The organism is Ruegeria sp. CH8 (genome assembly GCF_056536985.1).
Genome location: NZ_JBQFQR010000016.1, coordinates 1 through 19,469, shown reverse-complemented (window position 1 = coordinate 19,469; position 19,469 = coordinate 1). Strand labels below are relative to the sequence as shown.

General features: G+C 61.4%; 14 protein-coding genes. 11 read left to right on the top strand and 3 right to left on the bottom strand.

Translation table 11 applies throughout. The features are described 5' to 3' along the window. Positions 1-64 precede the first annotated feature (64 nt). The 3 genes from ACR0ER_RS17605 to ACR0ER_RS17595 all read left to right on the top strand — a co-directional run bounded on the left by ACR0ER_RS17605 (position 65) and on the right by ACR0ER_RS17595 (position 3,733). Positions 65-1,417 carry a formimidoylglutamate deiminase gene (locus ACR0ER_RS17605; protein ID WP_480770060.1) on the top strand — a complete coding sequence of 451 codons (1,353 nt, stop codon included), beginning with the start codon at positions 65-67 and terminating at the stop codon, positions 1,415-1,417. Positions 1,418-1,426: 9 nt separating this feature from the next. Continuing rightward, the gene (locus tag ACR0ER_RS17600) at positions 1,427-2,131 is read left to right on the top strand and encodes a GntR family transcriptional regulator (protein WP_480770059.1); all 705 of its coding nucleotides are present in this window, start codon (positions 1,427-1,429) and stop codon (positions 2,129-2,131) included. Positions 2,132-2,215: 84 nt separating this feature from the next. Further along, on the top strand, positions 2,216-3,733 hold the full coding sequence (locus tag ACR0ER_RS17595; protein WP_480770058.1) for a malonate--CoA ligase: 1,518 nt from the start codon (positions 2,216-2,218) through the stop codon (positions 3,731-3,733). On the opposite strand, the gene ACR0ER_RS17590 is transcribed toward ACR0ER_RS17595, so the two are convergent. The 3 genes from ACR0ER_RS17590 to ACR0ER_RS17580 form a co-directional block, all read right to left on the bottom strand. Further along, positions 3,720-4,457, bottom strand: a complete 738-nt coding sequence (locus ACR0ER_RS17590) for a metallophosphoesterase family protein (RefSeq protein WP_480770057.1) — start codon at positions 4,455-4,457, stop codon at positions 3,720-3,722. The genes ACR0ER_RS17595 and ACR0ER_RS17590 overlap by 14 nt on opposite strands. A 117-nt stretch (positions 4,458-4,574) precedes the next feature. Next, positions 4,575-6,170, bottom strand: a complete 1,596-nt coding sequence (gene serA / locus ACR0ER_RS17585) for a phosphoglycerate dehydrogenase (protein WP_480770056.1) — start codon at positions 6,168-6,170, stop codon at positions 4,575-4,577. A 57-nt stretch (positions 6,171-6,227) separates the two neighbouring features. After that, positions 6,228-7,382: a phosphoserine transaminase gene (locus ACR0ER_RS17580; RefSeq protein ID WP_480770055.1), complete on the bottom strand. Its 1,155-nt coding sequence runs from the start codon at positions 7,380-7,382 to the stop codon at positions 6,228-6,230. Between the two features lie 285 nt (positions 7,383-7,667). Here ACR0ER_RS17580 and ACR0ER_RS17575 point away from each other — a divergent pair, with 285 nt between their 5' ends. From ACR0ER_RS17575 to ACR0ER_RS17540, 8 genes are all read left to right on the top strand, one after another. Continuing rightward, on the top strand, positions 7,668-8,252 hold the full coding sequence (locus ACR0ER_RS17575; RefSeq protein ID WP_170329586.1) for an ANTAR domain-containing response regulator: 585 nt from the start codon (positions 7,668-7,670) through the stop codon (positions 8,250-8,252). Then, positions 8,249-9,421, top strand: coding sequence for an ABC transporter substrate-binding protein (locus tag ACR0ER_RS17570; RefSeq protein WP_480770054.1), 1,173 nt, complete (start codon positions 8,249-8,251; stop codon positions 9,419-9,421). Before ACR0ER_RS17575 ends, ACR0ER_RS17570 begins: the two co-directional genes overlap by 4 nt. Before the next feature lie 272 nt (positions 9,422-9,693). Continuing rightward, on the top strand, positions 9,694-11,061 hold the full coding sequence (locus tag ACR0ER_RS17565; RefSeq protein ID WP_480770053.1) for a CmpA/NrtA family ABC transporter substrate-binding protein: 1,368 nt from the start codon (positions 9,694-9,696) through the stop codon (positions 11,059-11,061). A 96-nt stretch (positions 11,062-11,157) separates the two neighbouring features. Next, the gene (locus ACR0ER_RS17560; RefSeq protein WP_480770052.1) at positions 11,158-12,243 is read left to right on the top strand and encodes an ABC transporter permease; all 1,086 of its coding nucleotides are present in this window, start codon (positions 11,158-11,160) and stop codon (positions 12,241-12,243) included. A 5-nt stretch (positions 12,244-12,248) separates the two neighbouring features. Further along, positions 12,249-13,934, top strand: coding sequence for an ABC transporter ATP-binding protein (locus ACR0ER_RS17555; RefSeq protein WP_480770051.1), 1,686 nt, complete (start codon positions 12,249-12,251; stop codon positions 13,932-13,934). Between the two features lie 5 nt (positions 13,935-13,939). Continuing rightward, positions 13,940-16,372: a nitrite reductase large subunit NirB gene (nirB, locus tag ACR0ER_RS17550; RefSeq protein WP_480770050.1), complete on the top strand. Its 2,433-nt coding sequence runs from the start codon at positions 13,940-13,942 to the stop codon at positions 16,370-16,372. Then, positions 16,369-16,701, top strand: a complete 333-nt coding sequence (nirD, locus tag ACR0ER_RS17545; RefSeq protein ID WP_170328020.1) for a nitrite reductase small subunit NirD — start codon at positions 16,369-16,371, stop codon at positions 16,699-16,701. The genes nirB and nirD overlap by 4 nt, the downstream gene beginning before the upstream one ends. Beyond that, on the top strand, positions 16,698-19,328 hold the full coding sequence (locus tag ACR0ER_RS17540; protein WP_480770049.1) for a molybdopterin-dependent oxidoreductase: 2,631 nt from the start codon (positions 16,698-16,700) through the stop codon (positions 19,326-19,328). Before nirD ends, ACR0ER_RS17540 begins: the two co-directional genes overlap by 4 nt. Positions 19,329-19,469: the final 141 nt, after the last annotated feature.

Genomic DNA, 19,469 nt, shown 5'->3' with positions numbered 1-19,469 from the left:
CCCCTCTTGCTTGATTTTTTCGTATATGTGTAAAAGTATAAAGTCTACACAAATTGGAAGCGGAATGCTGATCCACGCTAAAACAGCCTTATTAGGCTCTGACTGGGCTCATGATGTGCGGGTCGAGATCGACCTCGGGCGCATTACCCGCATTCGGAAGCAGGCCGCTGCTGCCCCCGAGGACGTGCAAGTCGACGTGCTGTTGCCTGCCCTGGGGAACCTGCACAGCCATGCTTTTCAACGGGCCATGGCGGGCATGACCGAGACCCGCGCTGCCGGGCGCGAGAGTTTCTGGACCTGGCGCAACCTGATGTACCGCTTTCTGGACCGCCTGACGCCGGAGCAGATCGAAGCCATCGCCGCGCTGGTGTTCATGGAGATGCAAGAGGCCGGGTATGCCTCGGTCGGTGAGTTCCACTATGTCCATCACCAACCCGGCGGCGTACCCTATGATCTGCTGTCGGAACTCAGCCAACGCATTTTTGCCGCCGCACAGCAAACGGGGATCGGCCTGACCCACCTGCCCGTGCTCTACACCTATGGCGGCGTCGCGCAAGAGCCTCTCTCGGGCGGGCAGCTGCGGTTTGGCAATGATGTAGACCGATTCCTGAAATTGGTCGATGAGTGCCGCTCTAGGTTGCCAGACACTGACTCTGAAGTGGGTATAGCGCCGCATTCGTTACGCGCAACTTCGCCCTTGGATTTGTCCGAGGCGCTAAAAGCCACACCTGATGGACCCGTGCATATCCACATCGCTGAACAGGTGCAGGAGGTCACCGATGTGCAGGCTGCGTTGGGCCAACGTCCCGTAGCCTGGTTGCTGGACAATGCGCCTGTCGACGCGCGCTGGTGCCTGATCCACGCGACCCACATGACCGATACTGAAACCTCTGCCTTGGCCCGGTCCAGCGCGGTTGCAGGCCTGTGTCCAATCACCGAGGCCAATCTGGGCGACGGTATCTTCAACGGCGCTGTATATGTCGCTGGAGGGGGGCGTTTTGGCGTTGGATCAGACTCTAACATTAGGATTTCCCTGCCCGAAGAGCTGCGCACTCTGGAGTATTCTCAGCGTTTGCGCGACCAACAGCGGGCTGTTCTGGTCAAGGACGGCTCGGTCGGTCACGCGCTTTACACCCAGGCGGCGCTGGGTGGCGCGCAGGCCCTTAGTCGCAACGCGGGTGAGATTGCCGAGGGCAAACTGGCCGATCTGGTGGCCGTTGACCGAAATCACCCGACCATCTGCGCCCTCAGCGATGATCAACTGCTGGACGGGCTGTGTTTTGCGGCACCCGACGGGCTGGTCACCGATCTGTGGTCCGCCGGGCGTCATATGGTACAACAGGGACGCCACGTCGCGCGCGACCGGATCATACCTGCTTATCGATCCGCGATTGCGGACCTGCTGGCCTCGGTCTAAAGCTGCGCCATGCCTCAGCCCAGCGAAACCACCAGCTACAAAGACATCAAGCAGACCGTTTTGGCGCGCATCCGGTCGGGCGAGTTGCAACCGGACTCGCTGCTGCCCAATGAGCAGGAGCTTGCAATCGAGTTCTCCTGCACCCGGACCACGGTTAATCGCGCCCTGCGGGAACTGGCCGATGAAGGCTATCTGGAGCGCCGCCGCAAAGCCGGTACCCGCGTTCTGAGCGCCCCTCAGCGGCAAGCCCGGTTCACCATCCCCATGGTCCGCGATGAGGTCGAGGCATTGGGCGGCACCTATCGCTATGCGCTGGTTTCGTCGAATTCAGCGACTGCTCCGGAGTGGCTCAGCGCCCGTCTGGCCCTGCAACCGGGACAAAGCGTGGTGCATGTACGTTGCATGCATTTCAACAGCAATACCCCGTTTCAGTACGAGGATCGCTGGATCGTCACCGCCTCGGTCCCGCAGGTGGAGCAGGCGGATTTCTCGCAGATCGGCCCGAATGAGTGGCTGATCCAGACCGTGCCCTTCACCAATGTCGAGTTGAGCTTTCTGGCCAGCCGCGCCGATGCCACGGTCGCCGGATTTCTGGACGTGCCCGAAGGTGAACCGGTGTTTACCGGCGAGCGGATCACGTGGCTGCAGGGGGAACCGGTAACCTTTGCCAAGATGTTCTTTGCCGCTGGCTACAGGATGACCACGGAATTCTGACCCTCACCCCGTTTTCCGCTTTACCGCCCAACCAATCCGCGACAGATTCGGCCCCGTATTGAGCAGGCGCAAAGGAATGAAGATATGGGAAACCCGCTGTATGACCGGCTGTTTGGCATTCACGCGGGCAAGGATACCCCGTTCCTGAACTTGCCCGATGGTCAGACCATGACCCATGCGGCCTTTCTGGACATGGCCGCGCAGATCGCCAACGCCCTTACCGGGTATGAGCTGGAGCCCGGCGAACGGGTGGCCGTGCAGGTTGAAAAATCGCCCGAGGCGCTGGCGCTATATGCCGCCTGCGCGCAGACCGGGCTGATTTTTCTACCGCTCAACACGGGCTACACCACCACCGAACTGCAGTATTTCATTGAAAACAGCGGCGCCAAGCTGGTTGTCTGCGACGATGCAAAGGCCGAAGGTCTCGTCCCCATCACGGCTGCCCAAAACGCACGGTTAGAGACGCTGAACGCCGACGGCTCGGGCAGTCTGATGCGGCGGTCCATGGGCATGTTACCCGCGTTTGAGCCTGTTCGCCGCGCCGAGGATGATCTGGCAGCCTTCCTTTATACCTCGGGCACCACCGGGCGGTCGAAAGGCGCAATGCTGACGCAAGCGAACCTGTTGTCCAATGCCGAAACGTTGGTGCAGGAATGGCGCTTTACGCGGGACGACGTGCTGCTGCACGCCCTGCCGATCTTTCACACTCACGGGCTGTTTGTGGCGACCAACGTGGTGCTGGCTTCGGGCGGGTCGATGATCTTTCTGCCGAAATTCGACCTTGAAGACATGCTGCGCCTGATGCCACGGGCCACGTCGATGATGGGGGTGCCGACCTTCTACACCCGCTTGCTGGACGATGATCGTTTTACCGGCGATCTGGCAGGGCATATGCGGCTGTTCATCTCGGGCTCAGCCCCGTTGCTGGCGGAAACCCATGAGCGGTTTGAGACCCGCACCGGGCACCGCATCCTTGAACGCTATGGCATGACCGAAACCAACATGAGCACCTCGAACCCTTATGACGGCGAGCGTCGTGCGGGTACGGTTGGCTTCCCGTTGCCGGATGTGGATCTGAAGGTCACTGACCCGGAAACCGGGGAACCACTGCCGAAAGGTGAGATTGGCGTGATTGAGGTGCGCGGCCCGAACGTATTCGAGGGCTATTGGCAGATGCCCGAGAAAACCGCCGCCGAGCTGCGCGAGGACGGGTTCTTCATCACCGGCGATCTGGGGCGTGTGGATGAGGACGGCTATGTCCATATCGTTGGTCGGGGCAAAGACCTGATCATCTCGGGCGGCTACAACATCTACCCCAAAGAGGTCGAACTGGTGCTGGATGATCAGCCCGGCGTGCTGGAAAGCGCGGTGATCGGCGTGCCGCATCCGGATTTCGGCGAAACCCCGGTGGGTATTCTGGTGCCCGAGCCGGGGCAGACCCCGGACCCTGAGGCCATTCTGGCCAATGTGCAGGACGCTTTGGCCCGGTTCAAACATCCCCGCAAACTGATCGTGCTGGAGGAACTGCCGCGCAATACGATGGGCAAAGTGCAGAAAAACGTCCTGCGCGAGGACTACAAGGACCTGTTCACCAAGGTTTAGGTGTCAGCGGAACCCGCCCTGCTTCGGTCAGCAGCCAGCAGTCGCGGCCTTCGAACACCGCCGTGGCCAGCGGACGACCATAGCCCGCGCCCGCGTCCAGATTGATCCGAATACCGCAATGTTCGGCCCGGTCCACCGGCGTGTGCCCATGCACCACCAGCCACGGATGCGGGCCGGGGTCGCGTAGAAACTCGTGACGGATCCAGATCAAATCATCCTCGGCCTGTTGTTCCAACGGAATGCCGGGTCGGATGCCCGCGTGGACGAACAGCAACTCACCCTCCTGATGATACAAAGGCAGTGCATTGATGAAGTCGATATGTTCGGGTGGCACTGCCGCACAAGCGCGTTCGTTGACCTGAAAGATGCGGTCCCCATCCACGACCTCGACCCCGTAGGAACCCAGCGTTTCCCGCCCGCCCAAACGCGGGTGAAGCCAGCTGAGCGTGATCGGCAGGCGATTGTCAGCAATCACACACTCCTGCACGAACCGGGCCATCATCCGGTCGTGGTTGCCCTTGACCATGATCCAGTTCCGGCCTGCCCGTTGCCCCTCGATCAACAGGTCCAGCACGCCACGACTGTCGGGGCCGCGGTCCACATAATCCCCCAGAAACACAATGCGCGCATCCGGCCCACCGTCTTGTTCGATCAGGTGCAGCGCGTGTTCCAGCATGCCAAGTTGACCGTGAATATCGCCAACGGCGTAGATGGGGGAGGTCATGCAAAATCCTCGGGCAAAACGAATACCCTGCTTGTGGCGCGTTTCAGGCCGCCAGAAAAGAAAATACCCGCGCCTTGGGTGGCGCGGGTACGGATTGTCTCAGAAATTCAACACCGCTTAGGCGACATCGAACTCCAACGGTTTGATCTGGGTGAACAGACCCGTCTCGGCCAGCTTGGCGCGGGCTTCGGCCGGGACCGGTTCGTCGACGTAAAGCAAAGCAATCGCCTCACCACCCGCTTCGGACCGTCCGAGGGTAAAGTTCGCGATGTTGACGCCGTTGTCGCCCATGGTCTGGCCCAGCGCACCGATGATGCCCGGCACGTCCTCGTTGGTGGTGTAGAGCATATGCGCGCCGATTTCGGCATCGATATTGATGCCTTTGATCTGGATAAAGCGCGGCTTGCCGTCGCTGAACACCGTGCCACCGATGGAACGTTCGCGTTTGGTAGTGACCACGGTGACCTTGATATAACCCTCAAACGCACCGGACTTGTCCTGATTGGTGGTCGAGATCTTGATACCACGTTCTTTGGCAATGACCGGAGCCGAGACCATGTTTACCTCGGGATTGAACTTTTTCATGATCCCCGCGACCACGGCACAGTTCAACGCGGCCAGGTTCATCTCGGCGGCCACACCGTCATAAAGGATGTTGATCGCCTGAACCGGCTCATCCGTCATCTGGCCGATGAAGCTGCCCAGATGACCTGCCAGCTTGATCCACGGGCCCATGACTTTGGCCTCTTCGGCGGTCACGCTGGGCATGTTCAGTGCGTTTTCCACAGCACCCGTCAGCAGATAGTTCGAGATCTGCTCGGCCACCTGCAGCGCCACGTTTTCCTGCGCTTCGGTTGTCGCCGCGCCAAGGTGGGGCGTGCAGACCACGTTGGACAGGTTGAACAGGACGTTTTCCTTGGCTGGTTCTTCGCTGAACACGTCAAAGGCCGCACCGGCAACACGACCGGATTGCAGCATCTCGGCCAATGCATCCTCATCGACCAGCCCACCGCGAGCACAGTTGATGATACGCACGCCCGGCTTGGTTTTTTCCAGGTTCTCGCGGCTCAGGATATTACGGGTTTGATCGGTCAGCGGCACGTGTAAGGTGATGAAATCGGCACGCGCCAGCAGCTCGTCCAGCTCAACTTTCTCCACACCCATCTTGGCGGCCTTATCTTCGCCCAGAAAGGGATCATAGGCGATGACCTTCATTTTCAGGCCCAGCGCGCGTTCGCAGACGATGCCGCCGATGTTGCCGGCACCAATGACGCCGAGAGTTTTGTTGGTCAGCTCAATCCCCATGAACTTGGACTTTTCCCACTTGCCCGCATGGGTCGAGGTGCTGGCCTCGGGGATTTGCCGCGCCACGGCGAACATCATCGCTATCGCGTGTTCAGCGGTGGTGATCATGTTGCCAAAGGGCGTGTTCATCACGATCACGCCTTTCTTGGACGCCGCGTCCTTGTCTACGTTATCTGTGCCGATCCCGGCGCGTCCGATGACCTTCAGGTTGTCGGCTTTTTCCAGCAGGGTCGGCGTGACCTTGGTGGCCGAACGAATGGCAAGACCGTCATACTGACCGATCACCTCGGCCAGCTTGTCTTTGTCCTTGCCCAGATCGGGCATGAAATCCACGTCGATGCCGCGATCGCGGAAGATCTGCACGGCGGTTTCGCTGAGCTTGTCAGATACGAGTACTTTGGGGGCCATAGTCTCTGGTCCTTGAATTGTATAGAAGGTCCGGGCCTTGGGCGGCCCGGTGAAAAGTCAGGCAGCTTCAGACTGCGCCGCAATCTCGGCCTCAAAGGCCCAGGCGAGCCACGGCAGCATCGCCTCGATATCCGAGGTCTCGACCGTACCGCCGCACCAGATACGCAGACCCGCTGGCGCGTCGCGATAAGCACCGATGTCCAGCGCGATGTTCTCGACCTCAAGCCGCTTGGCCACGGCCTTGGCGAAAGTGGCGCCGTCCTGAATGCGCGGATCGGTGAATTTCAGGCAGACGGACGTGTTGGATTGCGTCGCTGCATCCTCGGCCAGATTGGCAATCCAGTCATTCTGATCGCAGAATGCGTGTACCGCACCGGCATTGGCATCCGCGCGGGCAATCAGCCCCTGCAGCCCGCCGACCGAGCCCGCCCAGTCCAGCGCGAACAGGTAATCTTCGACCGCCAGCATCGACGGCGTGTTGATGGTGGCACCGGTAAAGATGCCTTCGATCAGCTTACCACCCTTGGTCAGGCGGAAAATCTTCGGCAGCGGCCATGCGGGGGTGTAGCTTTCCAGCCGTTCCACCGCGCGGGGCGACAAGATCAGCATGCCGTGGGCCGCTTCGCCACCCAGCACTTTCTGCCAGCTGAAGGTGGTCACATCCAGCTTGTCCCAGGGTAGGTCCATCGCGAACGCAGCCGAGGTCGCATCGCAGATCGTCAGACCCTGACGGTCATCGGCGATCCAGTCGCCATTGGGAACCCGCACGCCCGAGGTGGTGCCGTTCCACGTAAACACAACGTCATTGGCGAAATCGATTGAAGCGAGATCCACGATCTGCCCGTAGTCGGCGGTTTTCACCTCGGCGTCGATTTTTAGCTGCTTGACCACATCGGTCACCCAGCCGGAACCAAAGCTCTCCCACGCCAGCATCTCGACCTTGCGTTCGCCCAGCAGCGACCACAGAGCCATCTCGACCGCGCCGGTGTCCGAGGCGGGAACGATGCCGATCTTGTAATCTGCCGGAATGCCCAGAACCTCGCGCGTGCCTTCGATGGCCGCTTTCAGCTTGTCCTTGCCAACAGAAGCACGGTGCGACCGGCCCAGCGCAGCATCAACCAGTTTGGACAGCTCAAATGTGGGGGGTTTGGCACAGGGGCCCGAGGAAAAACGCGGATTCGCCGGCCGCGTTGCCGGTTGTTCATTTGTCATCTGTATTACCCTTCCAGATACACGCCCCTCGTTGGGGAGGGGTGTCCCACCGCAACACCTAGAAAGCCCGCCGCGGCGCAGCAAGCGGAAAAGACGCTTTGAATCCGGAAAACGACATTTTTGCCCGTGCCGTTCGCGGTCGCAAGTTTCCGATAGGCGAAAGGTTAACGGGTTTTTCATACGACCCCGGATGTGTTTGACTGTTTTTTAGGCATTCATGCGTAATCCTCACCAGATTGCGCCCCATTCTCTTGAGGTCGCCCGGAGAGCCGGTGAAAAGGTGCCATGCCCGACGCCCTGACCATAGTTGTCGTAGAAGAAGACCGCGAACGCGCGATTGCCATCGTCGACGCGCTCAAGGCGTCCGGTTCTTATGATGTGCATGTGATCGGAAATGTCTCAAGCTTGGCGCGCAAGATCGCGGCGCTGGTGCCGGATGTGGTGCTGATCGATATCGACAATCCCACCCGCGACATGCTTGAGGAACTGACCTTGGCCTCGGGTCCGTTGGAACGCCCGGTGGCGATGTTCGTGTCGGGCGCCGCCGGGGATCTGGCCTCGACCGCGATCGAGGCCGGGCTGTCGGCCTATGTGGTCGACGGAATGCAACCCGACCGGCTGAAACCGGTTCTGGATGCCGCCATCGCCCGGTTTCAGATCGTCCGCCAGATGCGCCGCGAACTGGCCGAGACCAAACGCGCGCTGGAGGAACGCAAGGTGATCGACCGTGCCAAAGGGTTGCTGATGAAGGCGCGCGGGGTGGAGGAAGAAGAGGCTTACGCCCTGTTGCGCAAGGCCGCCATGGATCAGGGCCGCCGCGTCGCCGACGTGGCCGAGGCGCTGGTCACCGCGTCAGGGCTGCTGTCATGAGCGCGGTCACCCTGCCCGTCGCTTATGTGCCTTTGGTCGATGCCGCGCCTCTGATTGTGGCGCATGAGATGGGTCTTGCCCGTGCCGAAGGGGTTGAGCTGGAGTTGATCGCTGCACCCTCGTGGTCGTCGGTGCGCGATATGCTGGCATTTGGCCGAGTGGACGCGGCGCATTTGCTGTCGCCCGTACCCGTCGCAATGGCTCTTGGGTTGGGCGGGGTGACGCAACCCTTGTCCGCGGTCTCGGTCCTGTCGGTGAACGGAGACGTCATCGGTGTCAGCCGGGCTTTGGAAATCCGCCTGCGCGAAGCCGGATATGGTTTCGACTTCCACGATCCGTTCATGGCTGCCGCAGCGCTGGCCTCGGTCGCGGATCGGCCTTTGGTTTTTGGCGTGCCCTTCCCCTTCTCGCTGCATGTGGAACTGCTGCATTGCTGGCTTGAGGCCACCGAATTGTCAGAGGTCGGGGTCGAAGTGCGCACCATTCCGCCACCATTGATGGCTCAGGCGCTGGCCGAAGGGGATGTGGATGCGTTCTGTGTAGGCGAGCCCTGGGGCTCGGTCGCGGTGGAATCGCAGGCTGGGGCATTGTTGCTGCCCGGTCAGGCGATCTGGGCCTTTGCGCCGGAAAAAGTGCTGGCGGTGCGGACCGAGTGGGCAGAAACCGAACCGCATCTGCTGGGCAAACTGATGCGGGCCGTTTGGCGGGCAGGCCGCTGGCTGGGCCAGCCGGGCAGCCAAACCGCCGCCGCCGAGATACTGGCGCGCGATGCTTACCTGAACTTGCCCTCGGAGTTGATTGATCGGGCCTTATCGGGCCGGTTCACCATCTCGGGGCAGGCGGAACAGCGCGAAGTGCCGGGATTCCTCGAATTCCATGACGGGGCCGCGAATTTCCCCTGGCGCAGTCAGGCCAAGTGGATCGCCCAGCGTCTGGCCACACGATACGGTCTGGACCCGCATCTGGCGCGGGCGCAGGCAGGCAGCGTGTTCCGCAGCGATATATACCGCGATCAGCTGGCCGACATCGGGGCCGACCTGCCCGGCGCGTCTGAAAAACTCGAAGGCGCGATTCGGGAAACCACCCCCGTCGCCTCGCATAACGGGCAGTTGTCGCTGAAACGGGACGCGTTTCTGGATGGGCGCATTTTTGACCCACAGGATATCTGACGCCCAAAAAATAGGCGATCACCAGCGTCAAACAACGCAATCGCAGAAAATCACGCCGCATTGCAGCAAAACTGCTTGAGCCGAGGCCGAGTTTCTCCGAATCTTATCTCAACGGCACGCAATGGCGTGTGTCGAGGAAATTCTTCCCAAAGTTTGGGATCGACTGAGCAAAGCCGCTCACACTCTGACCACCTCCTCCCGGTCAGAGCGTGCAGCGGCTTTTTCTTTTTCACCCCCGGTGACCCGGGAACATACACAAGGGACAGACCCACATGAAAAGATTGATTGCAGGCTTTGTCGCCACCACCGCCCTGATCAGCCCGGCGATGGCCGAGACGCTGGAACTGGAAAAAGACGAGCTGACCTTCGGCTTTATCAAACTGACCGACATGGCCCCTTTGGCTGTCGCTTATGAAAATGGCTACTTCCTGGATGAAGGCCTGTTTGTGACGCTCGAAGCACAGGCCAACTGGAAAGTTCTTCTGGACGGCGTGATCGACGGCCAGTTGGACGGCGCGCATATGCTGGCTGGTCAGCCTTTGGCCGCAACCATCGGTTACGGCACCGAGGCGCATATCGTCACCCCCTTCTCGATGGACTTGAACGGCAACGGCATCACCGTGTCGAACGAGATTTGGGAAGAGATGAAGCCGAACATCCCGGTGATGGATGACGGTCGCCCGCAACATCCGATCAGTGCCGAGGCGCTGGCCCCGGTGGTTGAAAAATACAAATCTGAAGGCAAGCCGTTCAACATGGGCATGGTCTTTCCGGTTTCGACCCACAACTACGAACTGCGCTACTGGCTGGCTGCCGGTGGTCTGAACCCCGGATACTACAGCCCCGAAGACGTGACCGGCCAGATTGGCGCGGATGTGTTCCTGTCGGTGACGCCGCCGCCGCAGATGCCTGCGACTTTGGAAGCCGGCACCATCTATGGCTATTGCGTGGGTGAGCCGTGGAACCAGCAGGCCGTGTTTAAAGGCATCGGCGTGCCTGTGATCACCGATTATGAGCTGTGGAAGAACAACCCGGAAAAAGTCTTTGGCATCAATGCCGAGTTCGCCGAGCAGTACCCCAACACCACCCGCGCCGTGACCAAGGCTCTGATCCGGGCCGCGATCTGGCTGGACGAAAATGACAACGCCAACCGCCCGGCTGCGGTCGAGATGCTGAGCCAGCCGGAATATGTGGGCGCCGATTACGACGTGATCGCGAACTCGATGACCGGGACGTTCGAATATGAAAAGGGCGACAAGCGAGAGGTGCCCGACTTCAACGTTTTCTTCCGCTATAACGCGACCTACCCGTTCTATTCTGACGCCATCTGGTACCTGACCCAGATGCGCCGCTGGGGCCAGATCGCCGAGCCGCAGACGGATGCGTGGTATGACGAGGTCGCCAAGTCGGTCTATCGCCCCGACATCTATCTGGACGCCGCTCGCATGCTGGTGGACGAAGGTCTGGCGAACGAGGCCGACTTCCCCTGGGACAGCGATGGCTACAAAGCTCCGACGCCCGCCGAGGATATCATCGACGGCATTCCTTATGACGCCCGCCAGCCCAACGCCTACCTGCAAAGCCTGCCGATTGGTCTGAAAGGCGAGCAGGTCGTCGTCGGCACCGAAGTTCAGGGCTAACTCCCCTGCCTCCCGGCCCCGAGCGGTCGGGGGGCTTCCCTCTCACTCAGAATTCTACCCCCGCCCGGATCGCAACCCGGGCCAGGAGACCGCAAGATGACAGCCATCGACCACGATACGCTATCCGCTGATGCTGAACGCGAGGCCCGCAAGGCCCGCCTGTTCACCCGGATCAACGCCGCCGACAAATGGTTTCAGGTTTTGGGCCTGTCCTGGATCACCCCGGTTCTGAAAGCCGCCGCAGGCGACAACCCCCGCGCCCAGATGGGCGAGATTTGGCGTTTGCTGGCCGTGCCGCTGCTGGCCATCTGCGCGTTCCTGCTGTTGTGGGGCACGTTGGCGCCCAAGGTACAAACCTCGCTGGGCGCTGTTCCCGGACCGGCTCAGGTATGGTCCGAGGCGGTCAGCTTGCATCAGGACGCTCAGGCCAAGGCTGCCAAGAAGGCGAAGTTCGAGGCGATGGTCGAAAAGCGGAACCAGAAATTCATCGACGCAGGCCAGCCCGAAAAGGTTAAAGAAGTCGCCTATACCGGCGCGCCGAGCTATTACAACCAGATCTGGACCTCGATCAAAACGGTCTTCTTCGGCTTTCTGATCGCCACCATCGTGGCCGTGCCGCTGGGCATCGCTGCGGGCCTGTCGCCCACCGCAAATGCGGCACTGAACCCGCTGATCCAGATTTTCAAACCGGTCTCGCCGTTGGCCTGGCTGCCGATTGTGACGATGATCGTCTCGGCCGTCTACGTCACCAATGACGGCTGGTTTGCCAAATCCTTCCTGATTTCGGCCATTACAGTGACGCTGTGTTCGCTGTGGCCGACGCTGATCAACACCTCGCTGGGTGTGGCGTCGATCGACAAGGATCTGGTGAACGTGTCGAAGGTTCTGAAGATGAACACCTACACCAAGATCACCAAGCTGGTGCTGCCCTCGGCCCTGCCGCTGATCTTCACCGGTCTGCGCCTGTCTTTGGGCGTTGGCTGGATGGTTCTGATCGCGGCTGAGATGCTGGCGCAGAACCCCGGTCTGGGCAAGTTCGTCTGGGATGAGTTCCAGAACGGCTCCTCCAGCTCGCTCGCCAAGATCATGGTTGCTGTATTCACCATCGGCATCATCGGCTTCCTGCTGGATCGCGTGATGTACGCGCTGCAGTCCCTGTTCACCTTCTCGAACAACCGGTGATCGACATGGCTGTGATGGAATTCAAGAACGTCAGCAAATCCTTCGGCACCGGCACCGCTGCGACGGCTGTGCTGAAGGACATTGACCTCTCGGTTGAAGAAGGCGAGTTCGTGGTGTTGCTGGGCTTTTCCGGCACCGGCAAGACCACGCTGATCAACCTGATGGCGGGGATCGAGTTTCCCACCAAGGGCAGCGTGACCTTCCGTGACGCCCCGATCACCGGCCCCGCGCCGGAACGGGGGGTGATCTTCCAGAACTACTCGCTGATGCCGTGGCTTACGGTCACGGGCAATGTGCGGTTGGCCGTGGATGCGGTGTTCCCCAAGATGCCCAAAGCCGAGAAAGAGGAAAAGGTTGCCCATTACATCCGCATGGTCGGCCTGAGCCACGCCGCCGGTCGTCGCCCAGCCGAACTGTCGGGCGGGATGCGTCAGCGGGTGAATGTGGCCCGAGCGCTGGCGATGGACCCCGAGGTTCTGCTGTTGGACGAGCCCCTGTCGGCGCTGGACGCGCTGACCCGTGGCAATCTGGCGGAAGAGATCGAAAAAATCTGGGAAGAAAACCGCAAGACCTGTGTCCTGATCACCAATGACGTGGACGAGGCGATCCTGCTGGCCGACCGCATCATCCCGCTGAACCCTGATGGCACCTTGGGGACCGAGTTCAAGGTCTCGATCCCCCGCCCCCGCGACCGCTCGGCCATGAACCATGACGAGACGTTCAAGGCCCTGCGCGGCGAGGTCACCAAATATCTGATGGATGTGGGAATTGAGGCCAAGGTCGAAGGCACCAAGACCCTGCCCGACGTGACCCCGATCCACGGTGTTCCGGCGGCGGTGAAAGAGGCGCAGACGGGTCTGATCGACGAACGCTATCTGGACTTCAGCCAGTTACACAAGATCTATCCCACGCCCAAAGGCCCGCTGACTGTGGTCGAGGATTTCAACCTCAAGCTCAACCGGGGTGAGTTCATTTCGCTGATCGGCCACTCGGGCTGCGGCAAGTCCACCGTGCTGACGATGGCTGCCGGTCTGAACGAAATTTCGAAAGGCGCGATCAAGCTGGATGGCCGCCATGTCGAAGGCGCCGACCCGGAACGCGCTGTTGTGTTCCAGTCGCCCTCACTGTTCCCTTGGCTGACCGCCAAAGAAAACGTCTCGGTCGGCGTCGACCGCGTCTATCCGCGCGCCAGCCAGGCTGAGCGGCAGGATGTGGTGGAATACTATTTGGAACGCGTCGGTCTAGCCGATGCGATGAATAAATCCGCCGCTGATCTGTCGAACGGCATGCGCCAGCGTGTGGGCATCGCCCGCGCCTTTGCGCTCAGCCCGAAACTGCTGCTGCTGGATGAACCCTTCGGGATGCTCGACAGCCTGACCCGCTGGGAACTGCAAGAGGTTCTGATGGAGGTCTGGTCGCGCACGAAAGTGACCACCATCTGCGTCACCCATGACGTGGACGAGGCGATCCTGCTGGCCGATCGCGTGGTGATGATGACTAACGGCCCGCAGGCCACTATCGGCAAGATCACCAATGTCGACCTACCGCGCCCGCGCACCCGCAAGGCGCTGCTGGCCCATCCCGACTACTACGAATACCGGCAAGAGGTGTTGGATTTCCTCGAGGAATACGAACACGGCGCAAAGCCCAAGCCGAAAACCCCTTCCCCCAATGCCATCGCCGCGGAGTGAATGACATGAAACAAAAACTGGTAGTCATCGGAGCCGGCATGGCCTCGGGCCGGGTGTTGGAACACCTGACTGACGCTGCCCCCGATGCGTTCGACATCACCCTGTTCAACGCCGAGCCGCGCGGGAACTACAACCGCATCATGCTGAGCCCGGTTCTGGCCGGTGATCAGACTTATGAAGAGATCGTCACCCATGACCACGCCTGGTATGCCGAACGGGGCATCACCTGCCGGTTCGGCGAGAAGGTCGTCAAAATCGACCGCGACCTGAAAGTGGTCGAAGGCGAGAACGGCCACGTGCCTTATGACAAGCTGATCTTCGGCACCGGTTCGAACCCCTTCATGATCCCGATGCCGGGGCATGATCTGGACGGCGTGATCGCCTATCGCGATTTGGAAGACACCGAACAGATGATGGGCATGGGCGCTGGCAACAAGGTCGTCGTGATCGGCGGCGGCTTGCTGGGCCTTGAGGCCGCCGCAGGCATGGCCGCACGTGGGGCCGAGGTGACCGTGGTGCATATCATGGGTCACCTGATGGAGCGTCAACTGGACCCGGCCGCAGGTTACCTGTTGAAGAAATCGTTGGAAGAAAAAGGCATCACCGTTCTGCTCAACGCTCAGTCGACCGAGATCGCTGGCGAGAACGGTAAGGCCCGTGCGTTGCTGCTGGAGGACGGAACGGAATTACCCTGCGACTTGTTGGTGATGGCTGTGGGCATTCGCCCCAACACCACCCTGGCGCAGGACACGGGCCTCGCCGTTGGCCGCGGCATCCATGTGGACGATCAGATGATCACCTCGGATGCCGATATCTTTGCCGTTGGCGAATGCGTCGAACATCAGGGCGAGATTTTTGGCCTTGTTGCGCCGCTCTATGATCAGGCCAAGGTGTTGGCTCAGACCTTGCTGGGTGAGGAAACGGCGTTCAAACAGCGCTCACTGTCCACCAAGCTGAAGGTCACCGGCTGTGATCTGTTCAGTGCAGGCGACTTTGCGGAGGGCGACACTCGCGAAGACATCGTCTTCCGCGACCCGGCCCGTGGCGTCTACAAGCGGCTGGTTCTGGAAGGTGACAAGCTGGTCGGCGCCGTCATGTATGGCGACACCGGCGACAGTAACTGGTTCTTCGGCCTGATCCGCGACGGCGAGGACGTGTCCGAAATGCGCGAGACGCTGATCTTCGGCCCGGCCTATCAGGGGGGCGGCTCTGCGGACCCTCTCTCAGCCGTTGCAGCATTGCCGCCTGAGGCGGAAATCTGTGGCTGCAACGGCGTTTGCAAATCCGACATCACCACCGCCATCGAAGGCGGCGCAACCGATCTGGGCGCAATCCGCGCCTCGACCAAAGCCAGCGCGTCCTGCGGAACCTGCACCGGGCTGGTGGAACAATTGCTGCAGGTCACGCTGGGCGATGACTTCCAAATGCCCACCGCGCAGCCCATCTGTGGCTGCTGCGACCTGACCCACGAGGACGTTCGCCGCCTGATCAAATCGCAAGAGCTGAAAAGTCAGGAGGCCGTCTGGCAGGAGCTGGGCTGGAAAACCCGGAACGGCTGCCATGTCTGCCGCCCGGCGGTGAACTTCTACCTGCTGGCAGATTGGCCGGTCGAATATCAGGACGACCCGCAAAGCCGCTTCGTCAACGAACGCAAACACGCCAACATCCAGAAGGACGGCACGTTCAGCGTGGTGCCCCGCATGTGGGGCGGCATCACCAACCCAGCGGAACTGCGCGCAATTGCTGACGCGGCCGAGAAATACGATGTGCCCACGGTCAAAGTCACCGGTGGCCAGCGCATCGACTTGCTGGGCGTGAAAGGCTCTGACCTGCCTTACATCTGGTCCGATCTTAACAAGGCCGGGCTGGTTTCGGGTCATGCCTATTCAAAAGGCCTACGCACCGTGAAAACCTGTGTCGGCACCGACCATTGCCGGTTCGGCACGCAGGACAGCACGGGCCTCGGCGTGAAGCTTGAGAAAATCCTGTGGGGCTCGTGGACGCCGCATAAGCTGAAACTGGCGGTCTCGGGCTGCCCGCGCAACTGTGCCGAGGCGACTTGTAAGGATATCGGCGTGGTCTGCGTGGACTCGGGCTATCAGATCAGCATCGGCGGCGCGGCGGGCATGGACGTCAAGGAAACCGAACTGCTGGTACAGGTGCCCACCGAAGACGAAGCAATCGAGGTCGTTATGGCCATCACTCAAGCCTATCGCGAAGGCGGCAAGTATCTGGACCGTCTGTATAAATGGATGGCGAAGGTTGGCCTCGACTGGATCAAGGAAACCGTGGTGGATGACCTCGACAACCGCCGCGCGCTGGTTGAGCGGTTTGAACTCAGCCAATCCATCTACCGCAAAGACCCATGGGCCGAGCAGGCCAAAGAGGCCCCGCGCTTTGCGCCGCTGGCCGATCTGACACTGGAGGCCGCAGAATGAGCTGGATCGACATCGGACATATCGACGACATCCCCCTGCGCGGCGCGCGGGTTGTAAAAACCCCGGTTGGCTGCATCGCCCTGTTCCGCACGGCAGAAAATGAGGTCTTTGCCGCATCGGACCGCTGCCCGCACAAAGGCGGGCCGCTGTCAGAAGGCATCGTGCACGGCCAGTCCGTCACCTGCCCGCTGCACAATTGGGTGTTCGACCTGAATTCCGGTCAGGCTCAAGGAGCGGACGAAGGTCAGATCGCCACTTACCCGGTGCAACTGGACGGTGACCGCATCCTGCTCGACAGCACCTCGCTGGGGCAAAGGAGCGCTGCGTGAAGGATCTGACCGCCTGCGCCAAGCGCTCGACCTGCCCCTATTGCGGGGTCGGCTGTGGAGTTCTGCTGCAGCCGGACGGTGCCGGAGGCCTGACGGTCACCGGTGACCCGGACCATCCCGCCAATCACGGGCGGCTCTGTTCAAAAGGCTCGGCGCTGGCCGAGACCATCGGCCTGTCGCTCCGCTTGCTGGCCCCGCGTGTGTCGGGCGTTGAAACCGGTTGGGATGACGCGCTGCAACTGGTGGCCGACCGGTTCCGCGACACCATTGCCGAACACGGGCCGGATTCGGTGGCGTTCTACGTCTCGGGCCAGTTGCTGACCGAGGATTACTATGTCGCCAACAAGCTGATGAAAGGCTTCATCGGCTCTGCCAATATCGATACTAATTCGCGGCTTTGTATGGCCTCGACCGTCGCGGGGCACAAACGCGCCTTCGGCACCGACACCGTCCCCGGCACCTATGAGGATATCGACGAGGCCGATCTGGTGGTTCTGGTCGGCTCCAACCTGGCTTGGTGTCATCCGGTTCTGTATCAGCGCCTGATGTCCGCCCGGCAGGCGCGCGGCACCAAGATCGTGGTGATCGACCCGCGCCGCACGGCCTCATGTGACAGCGCCGATCTGCATCTGCCACTGGCGGCGGGCAGCGACGTGGCGTTGTTCAACCACCTGTTGACCCAGATCGATGCGCTTGGGTTGGTCGATGCGGGTTTCCTGCCCCACACCACCGGCATTCACGAGGCGCTGGACAGTGCAATGGCCGACGATGTCTCGGTCACTGGGCTGGACCCGGAGGATATCGACCGGTTCTGCCAGATGTGGACCGGCACGCAGAGGGTGGTGACCATCTTCAGCCAAGGCGTGAACCAGTCCACCTCAGGCAGTGACAAGGTCAATGCGATCCTCAATTGCCATCTGGCCACGGGGCGCATCGGCCAACCCGGCTGCGGTCCGTTGTCCGTCACCGGTCAACCCAACGCCATGGGCGGGCGCGAGGTCGGCGGGCTGGCCAATATGCTTGCCTGCCATCTGGATATCGAAAACGCCGATCACCGCGCCGCCGTGCGCGAATTCTGGTCAGCGCCGACAATGCCAGAATCCCCCGGCCTGAAAGCGGTGGACATGTTCCGCGCCGTTGGAGACGGACTGATCAAGGCGCTATGGGTGATCCACACCAATCCTGCGGTGTCGATGCCCGAGGCCGACGCGGTGCGCGACGCAATCGCCAACTGCCCGTTTACAGTGGTCTCGGACATCACCGACCGCACCGACACGGCCCGGCTGGCCGATGTGCTGCTGCCCGCCTCGACCTGGGCCGAGAAAGACGGCACCGTCACCAATTCCGACCGCACCATCAGCCGCCAACGCGCAGTTCTGCCTGCCCCCGGACAGGCCCGCGCCGACTGGGACATCCTGTGCGAGGTCGGGCGTCGGATGGGCTGGGCCTCGGCCTTTGACTACCAAAGCCCCGGCGAGATCTTCCGCGAACATGCGGTTCTGTCCGGCGTGGCCGCGCGGTTTGGCAAGGATTTCGATATCTCGGGCCTCGCCGATCTGAGCGCCGCAGACTACGACGCGCTGGAACCGACGCGCTGGCCCGTGACCGCCACGCGGCAGGGCGGACGGTTCTTTGCGGATGGGCAGTTCTTTCACCCCGACGGCCAAGCCCGACTGTTGCCGGTCAAATGGCGCGCGCCTGCTGCAAAAACCGGCCCCCGCTATCCGTTCTGGCTGAACACCGGGCGGCTGCGCGATCAGTGGCACACGATGACCCGCAGCGGGCTGTCGCCCCGCCTGTCGGCACATCTGCCCGAGCCGTTTCTGGACATTCACCCCGACGCCGCCCGGGCTCACAAGATTTCCGCCGCCGATCTGGTCGAAGTGACCAGCCCGCATGGCAAGGCCATCCTGCGCGCGCGGATCAACCGGGATGTCACGAAGGGTCAGGTCTTTGCCCCGATCCACTGGACCGGAGAAACCGCACCCTCAGCCCGCATCGACGCGGTGGTGGCGGCGGCAACCGACCCGGTTTCGGGCCAGCCCGAAAGCAAGGCGTCGGTCGTGAATGTCACCCGGTTCAACGCCAAATGGTACGGATTCGCGGTTTCTGACCGTGAGATGAATCCAAGCTGCGATTACTGGGCGCAAAGCCCAACAAAATCTGGCTATCGCGCAGAGCTGGCAGGGCTGAATCCCGTCGAAGACTGGCACGCCGCGGCCCGCGACCTGTTCGGATTACCCGACGCCGAAATCACCGCGGTTGAGGACCCCGCCCGCGGCGTGGCCCGTCTGGCCTGCCACCAAAACGGACGGCTGGTTGCGGCGCTGTTTGTCTCACCCCAACCGGTTGCGGTGATGCGCGACTATCTGGCGACGCTGCCGCAGGCACCCAATCTGGGCCTGTTGTCGGGCCGCGCCCCGGCAGACATGCCGGACCCGGGGCCAATTCTGTGCTCCTGCTTTGATGTCGGCGTGAACACGATCCTGACAGCGATCGAGACCCAGGGACTGATTTCGGTCGAAGCCATTGGTGAGGCCCTTCAGGCCGGAACCAATTGCGGATCATGTCGCCCGGAACTGGCCGCGCTTCTGGCCTCGACCCAACAAAGACAGGCCGCTGAATAGAAAACCCCCGCCTGAGCGGGGGTTTTGTCTGTTTTGCCGCTGTTTATTCGGCTGCGTCTTTGTATGCGTCCATTGGGGGGCATGTGCAGACGAGGTTTCGGTCTCCGAATGCGTTGTCGACGCGGTTGACGGGAGACCAGT

Coding starts and splice junctions, on each gene's coding strand:
- ACR0ER_RS17605 (WP_480770060.1), top strand. CDS start 65: ATGCTGATCCACGCTAAAACAGCCTTATTAGGCTCTGACTGGGCTCAT.
- serA (WP_480770056.1), bottom strand. CDS start 6,170: ATGGCCCCCAAAGTACTCGTATCTGACAAGCTCAGCGAAACCGCCGTG.
- ACR0ER_RS17570 (WP_480770054.1), top strand. CDS start 8,249: ATGAGCGCGGTCACCCTGCCCGTCGCTTATGTGCCTTTGGTCGATGCC.
- ACR0ER_RS17555 (WP_480770051.1), top strand. CDS start 12,249: ATGGCTGTGATGGAATTCAAGAACGTCAGCAAATCCTTCGGCACCGGC.
- ACR0ER_RS17565 (WP_480770053.1), top strand. CDS start 9,694: ATGAAAAGATTGATTGCAGGCTTTGTCGCCACCACCGCCCTGATCAGC.
- ACR0ER_RS17595 (WP_480770058.1), top strand. CDS start 2,216: ATGGGAAACCCGCTGTATGACCGGCTGTTTGGCATTCACGCGGGCAAG.
- nirB (WP_480770050.1), top strand. CDS start 13,940: ATGAAACAAAAACTGGTAGTCATCGGAGCCGGCATGGCCTCGGGCCGG.
- ACR0ER_RS17580 (WP_480770055.1), bottom strand. CDS start 7,382: ATGACAAATGAACAACCGGCAACGCGGCCGGCGAATCCGCGTTTTTCC.
- ACR0ER_RS17575 (WP_170329586.1), top strand. CDS start 7,668: ATGCCCGACGCCCTGACCATAGTTGTCGTAGAAGAAGACCGCGAACGC.
- ACR0ER_RS17560 (WP_480770052.1), top strand. CDS start 11,158: ATGACAGCCATCGACCACGATACGCTATCCGCTGATGCTGAACGCGAG.
- ACR0ER_RS17590 (WP_480770057.1), bottom strand. CDS start 4,457: ATGACCTCCCCCATCTACGCCGTTGGCGATATTCACGGTCAACTTGGC.
- nirD (WP_170328020.1), top strand. CDS start 16,369: ATGAGCTGGATCGACATCGGACATATCGACGACATCCCCCTGCGCGGC.
- ACR0ER_RS17600 (WP_480770059.1), top strand. CDS start 1,427: ATGCCTCAGCCCAGCGAAACCACCAGCTACAAAGACATCAAGCAGACC.